The following is a 13,006-nucleotide window of genomic DNA, read 5'->3' on the forward strand; positions in this document are numbered from 1 at the left end:
ATTCACATAGGCGAACTTTTTATAAGCTGAATAGGTGAACAAACAGGTAATCTCATTAACGATAACAACAAATTTCTTACAATTGAAAAACAAGTCAGGGTCTTTTCCCTGGCTTTTTTTTATTTAGAAAGGAGTGATGTTATCATAATAGATATTATGGATCACTTGTTTGACAGGATTCTCATTTTCTCTATAGATCATTGAAATTGAACTGGGGTATCCTTCATCATTAAAGACCGTGCGGTAATCGATACTACTATTATTGACTCCCTCACTTGAACCTAAATTTACTTTAGAGTTGGAAGTTGTTATATATTGAGTCAATGGGAATTCATCAATTTCATCTAATAAAAATAGAGTACTGACTGGTAGAATTGATGAAAATAGAGCACTACCAAATGGACTATATGAAAAGTTGATGATCGATGAAGGAGTACCGTTTGTAAGAGTTTCACCGTTATCAAAAATTCGTTTTACAGACAGTTCACTCGATTCATATGTAAAGTAACTGATTTGTTTTTGCTCAAAATTTTCGATGCTATAGATAAATTGGTTGCTATGAAGTACTGCCTCCACCAATAGTACATTATCCTTATACATCAGCACTTTTGAAGAGTCTCTTGAAAAGGTATAGACTTTTTGGGTGATATTATTTTTCTTGATTTCTATTTTGGTGATGTTGCCAATAGCATCATATTGAAATTCCAATACAATGATTTCATTATTAGTAAGTAGACTATTAATCGAAGCTATTTTGTTCTCCTCATAGATGAACGTCAAATTTTTAGGATCTTCTGGCTGAGGCTCCACAAGATTGTAAAGGAAACCGATTTCAGAAGGAATCAACTCTTCCTGAATATCTACTTCAGGTGTATTTTCTTCATCAATAAAATTACATGAAGTACTAAATAGAATAAGGAAAGAAAAAATGAAATAGTATTTATACTGTGTGTACGTCTTCATAGACATCAAGTTCTTTGAGAATAAGTCCACCAGCTGTCAGGCTGATGATAGGTGAAAAAATACCTCCTATTATAGGGACAAGTGACAGCAGACTTCCGCCAAAACCAATACTGATAGAAAGAGATTTATGATTAGTAATATAGCGCTTACTATCTTTCACCTTAATATCCCAATTTTCAAAAAAGTTGTCTACAATGTCAAATCCGCTGTAATAACTGTTGATGACTAAACTGATAAATAAGAAAATAGGCCCCACAAATGGGATAAAAGTAAATGGTAATAACAGTAATGTGAAGAAAATACTTTTGAGTGCATTGGGTAAGGTAATGGACCAGGCCATCTTGAATAATCGACCTAAATCGAAATTACTGCCAGCATCTTTATCAAATAAAAGGAGATTGATTTTCTCTGTTAAGCGATCTAGAATAGGGAAGCTGAGTAAGTTCATCAGTGGTCCAAAAAGCAATAGACTGGTGATGAGTACCGGAATTTCAACAAAAATAAAGAGTACCCAATACAGCGAGTTTTCTGAGCTTTGAGTATCCACAAATGGAATGGAATTTACTACTGAATGAAAGCTTTCAGTAGTCTGAACCCATTCCATGATTTGATGGCTTACGTACAATCCCCCTCCCAATAAAACGACAGAGAGCATTAAACCAAAAATACCAATGAACCAGAAAAAAGACATCAGGTTGTTCTTTTTAATAAAGCTGAAGGCATTGAGGTATTGCTGAAAACCAGTTTTGTAAATCCGGAAGGAGGAATGCTTTTTCATTTTATAATTCTTTAAAAATAAGCGCTTCTACGTCTTCAAGTTTTTCCTTTACTTGCTCGAAAAGGCTATCTCTTACTAAAAATTCAATATGACATAATTCATCGAAACTTTGATTACCAAAGTCCAACTCATAATTTTTGGCTACTTTCATCACATCGTTCATCTCAGGATAGGCAAATGTGATTTTGATCTTTCGCTGTACAAATAACTCTTCAATTTCACCATTTTCAAGAGCATCTGCCGCTGAAGTTTTGTAGGCATGGATAAGACCGGGAACACCAAGCTTTGTTCCTCCAAAGTAACGAATCACGACAATCAAAGTATCCGTGACGTTAAAAGACCTTAGTTGTCCTAAAATCGGAAGACCTGCTGATCCACTGGGTTCGCCATCATCATTGGCTCTTGTTTTACTCTTATCCGCTCCAATGATATAAGCATAACACCAATGTCTGGCATCATAATATTCTTTTCTATATCCTTTGACTATGGCCTTCGCCTCTTCTTCGGTTGTAACATGATGGGCTAGGGCAATAAATTTACTTCCTTTCTCTTTGTAGATACCTTCGCTGGTACCTTTTAGGGTTAAATAGGCGTCTTCCATTTATTCTGAAAAATGATCTAAAACGTAATCAATTGCAGTTTGCATATTTTCTGACAAAGTATCCTCCGTCCAAGGGTGTTTTGTATTAAAAGTATGCGATGCTCCTTCAATTGTTTTACAGATAGATGTAGGGTTTAATTGATGTAAAAAGTCCATAGCTTTGATTGGTACCGTCTCATCCTGATCACCATGAATATGAAGAATAGGCTGCGTAACTGTTGGTAGTACTTTCATCATGGATAAGCGCTCTTCATGAGCATAATAATCTTCCACTGCTTGATAATACAATGGTAACTCCTCATTGGTTCTTCCGTTGACAACATGAATCACACCTTCCTTCTTCCAATGTTCCACTGTCTCTTCTGAGAAAGTATTGACTTGAGGAATAGAAGCCAAAGTAGCCACCTTTTTGATACGCTCATCTTCGGCAGTTTTCAGTAATACTACACCACCACCACGGCTATGTCCTAAAAGATAGAGTTTTGATAAATCAATGGTTCCGATAGGACATTCATCACTATGCAACCAATCAATCAACACGCCTAAATCATCCAATTCTTTGCTAAAATTATTATTACCAAAAGCTTCATGATCCGTCACTTCAAAAGGGTAATCTACCGTAGTGCCATCAGAACTGAAGTTTAATTTGACACAGCAATAGCCATTGTTCGCAAATTGGTCAGCGATTACATTAAAGGCACCCCAATCTTTGAAACCTTTAAAACCATGAACTAGAATGACAGTTGGCTTTTTAGTATGATTAGCAATCCATCTTGCGTCTGCCACAAAACGTCTGTTGTTATGCTTAGAGGTGAGTACAAATTCTATCTTTTTCATATTCAAAAATAGGAAAATCTTAATGCGGATAAAAGAATGAGAACTTTTCTATTGGCAGGAATTGAAAAATATTATGACTGACAAAAATCAAGAGAACTGTTGTTTTAAAAGAATATCATGTGTCAGTTTTTCAGCTAATAACATTGTGAATTTATGGATTAACCACCCCTTTTGTATTAGGGGAATAAGAATTCTTTTTATGATATTATTTGAATTTTTGGTTGTAATAATAAGGTAATCAATGAGGTATGAATTATCTCTTCGGTGAAATTGTTACAATTATCTGTAATTGTGTTAAGGAGAAAGCTATTAAAAATAGGACCTTTGAATTAGACAAAAACAAAAAATAAAAATGGCAAATAAAAACGTAATCTTTTGTGATCCAAAGTATTTGGAAAAGGACCTAAGTGGTAAAACATATATAGTTACAGGAGCAAATTCAGGAGTTGGTTTCGAAACTACCCAGCAATTGGTAAAACAAGGTGCTCATGTAGTAATGGCATGTAGAAGAGTGGATGCAGGAAATGAAGTGGCTCAACCTTTTTCAACACTAAAAGGAAGTTATGAAGTGATTAAGTGCGACTTAGCAGATCTTCAATCTGTTCGTGATTTTGTTGATGCCTTTCTTTCCAAACATTCTAAATTAGACGGTTTAGCTTGTAATGCTGGAATGGTCAACATGGAGAATACACCAAAATATACCAAGGACGGTTTCGAAATCACTATGGCAGCAAGTTTTTATGGACATTTCCTTTTAACCGAACTATTATTAGAGACTTTAAAAAATACTACCAATTCCCGAATGTTGATCTTGTCTTCAGTGGTACATGCAGGAAGTAAAAAGAAAAGACATCAGCTTCATTTTGATGATTTAGAGTGGAAGAACAGAAAATACAATAATTTTGATGCCTACAGCGAGGCAAAATTGGCATCAATATTATATGCCAAAGAACTAGCAGAGCGATTAAAAGAGACAAGTGTGACTACTTATTCTGTTCATCCAGGCTGGGCAAGATCAAATTTCGGGTCAGGAGGTAGTGCATTGATCAGAGGGATTATGGCACTTACAAAACCATTTGTGACCATGTTAAACTTCAGTGATAGTAGTTGGGAATCAGCACAAACATCATTACATTGTTTATTGTCTGATGAAGCTCCAAAACATTCAGGAAGATACTTTAGCCAACATAGTGTACTATACAGTGATAAAGAGTGTAGAAAAGGAGGTTGGCCAATGCAATCACCTAACCCTAATGCTGATAATATGAATGATGCTAAGAAAATGGTAGGAATTACAAGAGGGTTAGTAGGTCTAAATTAAAAAATGATATGTCTGATATTCTAAAAATTAAAAGTATTTCTCAGTTTCATGAAATACTAGGATTGCCAGCCCCTGAACATCCTTTGATTAGTTTTATCCATGAAAAGGTATTGCATAGAGATGATTTGGATGAGTCATTGTTTGGTATACGTTTCTCTTCATCCATGTATACTATTATGTACAAGGATAAGGTAAGTGGGTCTTTAGGTTATGGTCGTAATTCATATGATTTTCAGGAAGGGACATTGATTTTTTCTAGTCCTAACCAAGTATTCACATCGCCCGAAAAAGAGGATTTGAACGGACACGATGGCTGGACACTTGTGTTCCACCCTGACTTACTCCTTAAATCCAATTTATCGGATCAAATGGATAGTTATACTTATTTTAACTATGAAGTGACTGAAGCACTTCACTTATCACAAAAAGAAGAGGAGTTTATATTTCATATCACCAAGCAAATACAATTAGAATATTCTCAGAACATTGATAAACATAGTCAAAATCTTATTATCTCTAATTTAGAATTACTTCTTAATTATTGTATGCGATTTTATGACAGGCAATTTTATACTAGGTCAAATATGAATAACGATTTGGTATCAGAATTTGAATCAAAGTTAAAATCGTATTTCAAATCTGAACAAATCATTAAAAGTGGTCTTCCTACTTCCAATTACTTTGGAAAAGAACTGAATATGTCACCTAACTATTTAAGTGATTTATTAAAGAAAGAAACAGGCAATGGTATTAAGGAACATATTGATGCCTATGTTGTGAGGAAGGCTAAAAATATACTATTAAGTTCAAGCCAATCTGTTGGTGAAATAGCTTTCAGTTTAGGTTTTGAATACCCTCAGAGTTTTACGAGGATGTTCAAAAAGAAAACAGGCTATAGCCCCAACGAATATAGAGCGATGAATTAATCAAAGAGCTTGACACTTACTCATAAGAAGAACAGTGTCTCCTTGAATCAATCAATAAAAAGGCCTTTAACTTTCATGAAAATGAAGTTTTGGCCTTGCTTCTCACGTTAGAGTTTATGTAAAGTTAGAATTCAAGACTTATAAAAATGGATTTTGTTAGTTAACGAAAACTTAGTTTGCAATATACTTGGTGTGGAATTTTTTTAATTCATATTAACCATAGTTTTGATGGGGAAAACAATATTAATCACGGGTTGTAGTACCGGAATTGGCCGTATGGCAACCAAATATTTTCATCAGAAAGGGTGGAATGTGGTAGCAACAATTCGATCAAACCCTGAAAAAGATGAAGAGTTAAATGCATTAGAAAATGTACTTGTTGTAACCTTGGATGTTACGAAGGAGGAAAGCATTAAGGAAGCTGTAACTACAGCCATTGATTGGTTTGGAAAAATTGATGTCTTGGTCAATAATGCCGGATATGGCTCTTATGGACTTTTGGAGTCAACCCCTGAAAAGGCTATCAAAATGCAATTTGATGTAAATGTATTAGGAACGTTATTGGTTTCAAAGCATGTAATTCCTCATATGAGAAAGGAAAGTGAGGGAACAATCATCAATATATCTTCAATGGGAGGAAAAATAACATTTCCGTTAGGTACGTTATACCATGGTTCCAAATTCGCCGTAGAAGGATTGTCAGAAGCATTATCTTTTGAATTGGAAGCTTTGGGAATAAAGGTGAAAATGATTGAACCAGGAATGATCAATACTAATTTTGAAAAAACAGTAATGAGAAACCTCCATTTTGATCTGTCACTTCAAGAATATGGAGAATTTGTTCAAAGGGTACTATCAGGGATGAAGTATGTAGGAAGCAGTAGTTCTGAACCTATTATCGTCGCAGAAAAAATATTTGAAGCAGCTACAGACGGAAAAAAACAGTTAAGATACATCGCCGGTCCAGATGCTGAAGAAATTATTGCCACACGAAAACAATTAGATGATGATGCATATATGGTAATGATGAAACAGCAGATGGGGCTATAGATGGATAGAGTAAGTCGTGATTATATATCTGCCTAGTTCGTGTCAAAACGGACTAGGCTTTTTGTCTTACATTTATTTTTGTAAATAACATTGCTCTACATTAAAGACTTTCCTATTTTAAAGTCTAAATAGTAAACTAAAAGTATGATAAGATTTATTTTTGTGTCGATCTTTTTATTTACTTCTTACAGTAATTATGCTTAGAAACTTATTTTTGGAAGTCTTCTTCATTATCATCATACTCCTATTGATAAGTAATTCGGTGTATTCTCAAATTATTAAATCAGACTCATTAGACCTTAAAAAAATAAGGTTGATTGATGAACTGTTTTATGAATACTATAAAGTACTCATATCAGATCAGCAAAATAAAGTTTTCATCAATAGAAAAATTAAGGCCTATCAAGCATTTTTAGAAAACAATAAAGGTTCATGTTATACACCTTATGTATTGTATGAATTAGGAGCTTATTACAAATGGAATCAAGAAACTGAAAAAGCAATAGCATACCTAAATAAAGCAATCACAACAACAACGGATTTTAACTATAAAGTAACTGATAATTATCCTATTCTAGTGTATTGGCAGAATAGCTCTCTTCGTAATTCTTTTGAGTATAATTTACCGAAAGTCAAACATCAATCCTATTATACTTTGAGTCGGATATGTATTGAAAATAAGCAGTTTGAAGAAGCCCTAAGTTGGTTAGATTCTGCCGATTTATATCCAACTTTAAATCCAGATTGTTATCGTGATGAAGTTTCTTTTATAGAGGATAAAATTGAGATTTATTATGGTTTGAAAGACTTTAAAAAAGTAGATGAATTATTACAATACAAATATTTTGATCTTATGTTTGAGGAAGCCGATACCACTAATATTATAGCCGGTAAAACACTAAAAGAAGTATATCCTAAAGCATACTTGAAAAAGCATTTTATAGACCCGATTCAGAATATAAGTGATGTAAAAGAGGATTTATCTCTTTTAGGTGAAGAACAGGACCTTTGGGATAATTTGCATATTTATTATTCAGATGAGACTGATAAAGTGAAATCAATCAAAGAGTTAAATGAAGTCTTGAAAATTTGTAAGAGAGATCTGATCTCTTCTTATTTATATAAAACTATTGAGGAATATGTTTACAGTAAATGAAATTTCAGTGATTTATTCTTCTCCAAAAATTAACATAACAAACAATGAAACAAACTTTTAAAATATTCCTTTATTTCCTCTTCATTATTTTCCTTACAGCTATTACACAAATAGGAGGAATCGTTTACCTGCTCTTTTTAGTAGTGATCTATTTTTTGAAAACGAAAAATACACTTTTGAAGGTAGTTGTATTCAGTATGCTCTACTTATTTTTTATTTATGTGATCGTACCGCCAATAGCAAGATGGCAGGGCAGAGAACCAGTAGTTACTACTGAAAATATTTCTCCAACAAATTATATGACGGTGCTGTTGAACAGGAATTATGTAGTGCCTGAGATGAATACACTTTTATTGAATACTGCCAAACAATTAGAAGGAACAAAGATTAAAATAAAGTACCTAGATGCTTGTTTTCCTTTTGTCAACGGGTTTCCGTTATTGCCTCATTTAAGTCACAATGACGGAAGAAAGTTAGACCTTTCATTAGTCTATGAAAACCAAGAAAAAAAGATTACAGATTTACAAAAATCAATCAGTGGTTATGGTGTGTACGAAGAGGTCAAAAAAGGGGAATGGGATCAACCTGCAAAATGTTTAGAAGCAGGTAATTTTCAATATGATTTTCCACAATATCTCACCTTTGGAAGCATCAATAAGGAGCTGGTATTTTCAAATAGTGGGAATAGAAAACTAGTTAATATTTTATTAGCTCAGCCTAATTTAGGTAAATTGTTTATAGAGCCTCATTTAAAACAACGTCTGAAGTTGAATCACCCTAAAGTACGTTTTCATGGTTGTAGAGCAGTGAGGCACGATGATCATATTCATATACAATTATAATATTTAAGTAATGAACACAACTCCAAAACTAACAAGAAACCCCAATGTCAAATTAAACTGGGCGACGGGATTGACTTTGGTATTATTTATCTGTGTATCTCGGTTTATTTTGGTGCTCAATGCCAATGAAACCGCCAACTACAGTGCCATTGGAGGAATTATGTTTTTTTCTGCTATTCTTCCTTTTATGACCCTAACCAAGCAAGGTTTGAAAGCGATAGGTATCGTAAAGACCAATAAGTTTGGGATGCTGTTTCTAGCTTTGATTTTAGGAATTGGAGCAAGTCTGATATTGTATGTTTTAGGGGTGATGTTGTATGGAGGAAGTATCGAAAATTGGTATGTGTACATAGGAAAGTCTTACAATATTCCAGTAGGAATTTCGGGTGATGATAAGCTGATTTTGTTTACAGTAATGGCGATAACAGGAATGATTTTTAGCCCGATTGGTGAAGAGTTCTTCTTTAGAGGAATAGTGCATTATGCCTTTGCTCAATCATTAGATGACAAAAGAGCCTCATATATTGATAGTTCAGCTTTTGCCTTGACGCATATTTCACACTTTGGATATATCTATTACAATTCAGAATGGATATTCTTACCGTTCCCTACTCTTTTGTGGGTAATCAGTATGTTTTTGGTGAGTCTCTTATTTTTTCAAATGAAAAAGAAAACCCAATCGATATGGGGAGCAGTGCTTTGTCATTCTGGGTTTAATTTAGGGATGATATACTGTATTTTTTATTTGTTATAGTAGGTTAGCTGAAATTGTTCATTAAAAACCGTCCATAATCGAACAAAGTGATTGGAATCGATACATTAAAAATAAGATTAAAAAATTAATTAAAAGTGTAATATATTGATAGTTAGGTGTTTGTGGTTTTTAGGTCCGTTTTTGAATTATAATTGGTACAGTGTCAAATATATAGTATTAGTAGTTTAGCATTAGAGAACATTACGTTTATAATGTAAAAATTAAAAGTAATAAATAGTTACACGTTATTAGAAGAAGGGATGAGTGTTTCACCAAACTTTCTTAATTTAGTCCTAAAAAAAGAGGTAGGTATCTTTTAAGATTCCTACCTCTTTTTGATTGTAGTGGATTGCAATTTAGCTTGCTTCCTCTACTTCATCTCTTTCCACGCGAAGGTTATCAATGATAAAGCGTTGACGGTCCATGGTGTTTTTACCCATATAGTACTGAAGCAATTGTTTAGTATTGCTGTCCTCACTCATAATTACAGGTTCCAATCGGATGTCCTCACCAATAAAACCGCTGAACTCATCAGGGGAAATCTCACCAAGACCCTTAAAACGAGTAATCTCAGGCTTGTTTCCTAATTCATTGATGGCTTTAACACGCTCTTCATCAGAATAACAGTAAATGGTTTTCTTCTTGTTTCTAACTCTGAAAAGTGGTGTCTCAAGGATATAAACGTGTCCTTTTTCTACCAAATCAGGAAAGAACTGTAGGAAGAAAGTCAAGATCAACAAACGGATGTGCATACCGTCCACATCGGCATCGGTAGCAATCACCACTCTGTTGTATCTTAATCCATCAATTCCGTCTTCAATATTCAAGGCGTGTTGCAGGAGGTTGAATTCTTCGTTTTCGTACACCACTTTTTTAGTCAAACCAAAAGAGTTTAGTGGCTTACCTCTCAAACTGAATACTGCTTGAGATTGTACGTCACGAGATTTAGTAATACTACCACTTGCTGAGTCACCCTCGGTAATAAACAGTGTTGTATTTCTTTTATCTTCTTCCTCACCTTTTTTATCGTTGAAGTGCTTACGGCAATCTCTCAACTTTTTATTGTGAAGATTGGCCTTTTTCGCTCTTTCGTTGGCAATTTTCTTTACACCTGCAATTTCCTTACGCTCACGTTCCGATTGTTGGATACGCTTTAATAAAGCTTGAGCAACTTCAGCATTTTTATGTAAGAAGTTATCCAGTACTTTATGAACATATTCATTGACAAATGTTCTTAATGTAGGGCCGTCAGGAGCAATGTGAGTAGAACCTAATTTTGTTTTAGTCTGAGATTCGAAAACAGGCTCTTGTACTCTTACAGAAACAGCACCTACAATAGAGGCTCTGATATCAGCCGCATCAAAGTTCTTTCCGAAGAAATCACGAACAGTCTTTACAATCGCCTCACGGAATGCAGATAAGTGCGTACCGCCTTGCGTTGTATTCTGGCCATTGACAAAAGAGTGGTAGTTTTCACCGTATTGGTTAGAGTGTGTGAAAGCAAACTCTATGTCCTCTCCTTTGAAGTGAATGATAGGGTAGCGGATTTGTTCCGCATTTGTTTTTCTTTCTAAAAGATCACGAAGACCATTTTTAGAAAGATACATTTTATCATTAAGTTTTAATGATAAACCCGAATTAAGGTAAGCGTAGTTCCAGAATAAATCATCTAGGTAATCTGGAAGGAAACGGTAGTTTTTAAAAATAGTAGGGTCAGGTTTGAAGTAAACCGTTGTGCCGTTCTTTTCATTTGATTTTGCTATTGGAAAATCAGTTGTCAATTTACCAGCCTCAAACTCGGCCACTTTTTTCTCTCCATTTCTTACTGATTGTACTCTAAAGAAATTAGAAAGAGCGTTGACCGCTTTTGTACCCACACCGTTCAAACCTACAGATTTTTGGAAGGCGTTGGAATCGTATTTTGCACCTGTATTGATTTTGGACACACAGTCGATCACTTTCCCCAATGGAATACCTCTACCGTAATCTTTTACCAAAACGGCACCTTCGTCAACGGTAACATCAATCTGCTTACCGAATCCCATCATGTGTTCGTCGATACTGTTGTCCACCACTTCTTTAACAAGGACGTATATACCATCATCAGGAGCCGAACCGTCTCCTAATTTACCGATATACATACCCGGTCTTAAGCGTATATGATCACGAGGGTCCAGTGATTTAATACTGCTCTCGTCATAATTATGTGTAGTATCTGCCATATCTCGTTATGCTTTCTCCACAATAATAGTTCTTAAATTAAACAAAATGAACCTATGATGGTTAATTTGTCTTATTTTTAATCATTCATGATAGTAAATTATCAAAATTTGATCAAAAAAAGTATAGAACTTAAAATTATGCTGAATTTAAAAAAAAGCTTTTACTCTCCCAAACGTCTGATATCAACCAATCGGTCTTTCCAGTAAGGAGAATAGGCCACTTCTTTTACGCCATCTTTTGAAGAAGTATAGATAAAGTTGAAACCTTGTTTTGTGATTTTAGAAATAATGCCACAATTCGATACTTGATTACTTCCTTTACGTTGGCTAAAGAATACAAGATCACCCGCTTGAGGTTGATCCGCTGCTACTTTTGCACCTTGTCTTGCTTGTTCACGGCTGATTCTAGCTAATTTTACACCTGAAGCTTGCCACGACATCATCGTTAAGCCACTTGCGTCAATTCCTTCTTTTGAGTTACCGCCTGATTTGTAAGGAGTACCAATAAAGTCTCTTGCTGTAACTACTGCTAATTCTGCTTTTTCTGTTTGTGATTTTCCGTCAGTATTAGCTTCGCCCTCTTGCGAAGAAGTGCCACATGAAATGATAAATAAGGATAAGCAGAGGGAAATAATAATTTTTAAATGCTGATTCATTGTTCGATTGTTATATTAAAAAATTTGCTTTAAAATGTATAAGTACTAAGACAAAAGTATTTAATACTATGTTTATTGTTTTGTGATTACTTCTTTCCAAAAAAACTAAATAAAACCACTGTTCATACGTTTTTTAGCATTGTACTCACAAAAAATAAATTAGAATTAACTATGATCTATTTTTGATTTACTACTTATGCAATTTTTGTACATAGTTTAATGTATTCTTCTAGCTCTACTGAAAATACCTTTCCAGTAGGCACTAGTCAATTCACTTTCCATTACACCACGGGAAGTAGAAGCATGTATGAAATACATTTTGCCATCTTCCACCTCAGTGACCATTCCTACATGATTGATTCTAGTTCCTCCGTGCGGATGAAAAAAGACTAAATCACCAGGCTGTAGATTATTAAAGGAAACAGCCTTTCCCTTTTTTGCTTGTTCAGATGATACTCTTGGTAACTGTACATTGGCCGCTTGCCACGAAACAAGCATTAGACCAGAACAATCCATTCCTTTTTTGGTAGTACCTCCAGTAGCATACTTTACGCCTTCAAATGACCATGCCGTTTTAATAGCAATTTTAGCTTTACCTTCTGCTTTTACTGTTTTAACGGCCATTTCTGTTGCTACTGCAGTTGCTGTTTGAGCATTGGTATTCTGTAGTGCAGAATTTGCGGCCGCCGCAGTACTTTGTTGAGAGACACCCAATTCACTTAACTGCTTTTGTTTTACTTTGTCTAGGCGGTCTTGTCTGTTGGCGTAAGTATATTGTTTACCGAATTCGCAGGATTGAAAGGCGAAAGAAAAAAGTAACAAGATCAGTAATGTATATTGAGTATGTTTCATTTCTTCAAGAGTAATCTTATTGAAAATTAGGTGTTATGACCTCAAAAA

13 protein-coding genes are annotated in these 13,006 nt (G+C 34.5%); 6 read left to right on the top strand and 7 right to left on the bottom strand.

Features of this window, described 5'->3' with window-relative positions; genetic code table 11:
- Window positions 1-123 precede the first annotated feature (123 nt).
- Genes IC221_RS21600 through IC221_RS21615 form a run of 4 tightly spaced genes read right to left on the bottom strand, consistent with a single transcriptional unit; the run spans window position 124 to window position 3,179 of the window.
- Window positions 124-963 carry a hypothetical protein gene (locus IC221_RS21600; protein ID WP_188170952.1) on the bottom strand — a complete coding sequence of 280 codons (840 nt, stop codon included), beginning with the start codon at window positions 961-963 and terminating at the stop codon, window positions 124-126.
- Window positions 941-1,741 (bottom strand): EI24 domain-containing protein, encoded by an 801-nt coding sequence (locus IC221_RS21605; RefSeq protein ID WP_188170953.1) that lies wholly within the window; start codon window positions 1,739-1,741, stop codon window positions 941-943. The genes IC221_RS21600 and IC221_RS21605 overlap by 23 nt, the downstream gene beginning before the upstream one ends.
- 1 nt (window position 1,742) lies before the next feature.
- Window positions 1,743-2,342, bottom strand: coding sequence for a YigZ family protein (locus IC221_RS21610; protein WP_044209607.1), 600 nt, complete (start codon window positions 2,340-2,342; stop codon window positions 1,743-1,745).
- Entirely contained in the window at window positions 2,343-3,179 is an 837-nt protein-coding gene (locus tag IC221_RS21615) for a S9 family peptidase (RefSeq protein WP_188170954.1), read from the bottom strand.
- A 352-nt stretch (window positions 3,180-3,531) separates the two neighbouring features.
- Here IC221_RS21615 and IC221_RS21620 point away from each other — a divergent pair, with 352 nt between their 5' ends.
- The 6 genes from IC221_RS21620 (at window position 3,532) to IC221_RS21645 (ending at window position 9,228) form a co-directional block, all read left to right on the top strand.
- The gene (locus tag IC221_RS21620) at window positions 3,532-4,500 is read left to right on the top strand and encodes an SDR family NAD(P)-dependent oxidoreductase (protein WP_188170955.1); all 969 of its coding nucleotides are present in this window, start codon (window positions 3,532-3,534) and stop codon (window positions 4,498-4,500) included.
- Between the two features lie 8 nt (window positions 4,501-4,508).
- Window positions 4,509-5,426: an AraC family transcriptional regulator gene (locus tag IC221_RS21625; protein WP_044209602.1), complete on the top strand. Its 918-nt coding sequence runs from the start codon at window positions 4,509-4,511 to the stop codon at window positions 5,424-5,426.
- Between the two features lie 228 nt (window positions 5,427-5,654).
- The gene (locus IC221_RS21630; RefSeq protein ID WP_188170956.1) at window positions 5,655-6,476 is read left to right on the top strand and encodes an SDR family oxidoreductase; all 822 of its coding nucleotides are present in this window, start codon (window positions 5,655-5,657) and stop codon (window positions 6,474-6,476) included.
- A gap of 196 nt (window positions 6,477-6,672) precedes the next feature.
- Window positions 6,673-7,632: a hypothetical protein gene (locus tag IC221_RS21635; RefSeq protein ID WP_188170957.1), complete on the top strand. Its 960-nt coding sequence runs from the start codon at window positions 6,673-6,675 to the stop codon at window positions 7,630-7,632.
- Window positions 7,633-7,676: 44 nt separating this feature from the next.
- Window positions 7,677-8,474: a hypothetical protein gene (locus IC221_RS21640; RefSeq protein WP_188170958.1), complete on the top strand. Its 798-nt coding sequence runs from the start codon at window positions 7,677-7,679 to the stop codon at window positions 8,472-8,474.
- 10 nt (window positions 8,475-8,484) lie between these two features.
- On the top strand, window positions 8,485-9,228 hold the full coding sequence (locus tag IC221_RS21645; protein WP_188170959.1) for a CPBP family intramembrane glutamic endopeptidase: 744 nt from the start codon (window positions 8,485-8,487) through the stop codon (window positions 9,226-9,228).
- Between the two features lie 356 nt (window positions 9,229-9,584).
- Here the strand turns inward: IC221_RS21645 and IC221_RS21650 are convergent, their stop codons facing one another.
- The 3 genes from IC221_RS21650 to IC221_RS21660 form a co-directional block, all read right to left on the bottom strand.
- Window positions 9,585-11,450, bottom strand: coding sequence for a DNA topoisomerase IV subunit B (locus IC221_RS21650; protein ID WP_188170960.1), 1,866 nt, complete (start codon window positions 11,448-11,450; stop codon window positions 9,585-9,587).
- A gap of 161 nt (window positions 11,451-11,611) precedes the next feature.
- Complete coding sequence (locus tag IC221_RS21655; protein ID WP_188170961.1) at window positions 11,612-12,106, bottom strand: C40 family peptidase; 495 nt, start codon at window positions 12,104-12,106, stop codon at window positions 11,612-11,614.
- 216 nt (window positions 12,107-12,322) lie between these two features.
- On the bottom strand, window positions 12,323-12,958 hold the full coding sequence (locus IC221_RS21660) for a C40 family peptidase (protein ID WP_188170962.1): 636 nt from the start codon (window positions 12,956-12,958) through the stop codon (window positions 12,323-12,325).
- Between the last annotated feature and the right edge of the window lie 48 nt (window positions 12,959-13,006).

It is taken from the genome of Flammeovirga sp. EKP202 (genome assembly GCF_014534745.1).
Classification (GTDB): domain Bacteria; phylum Bacteroidota; class Bacteroidia; order Cytophagales; family Flammeovirgaceae; genus Flammeovirga.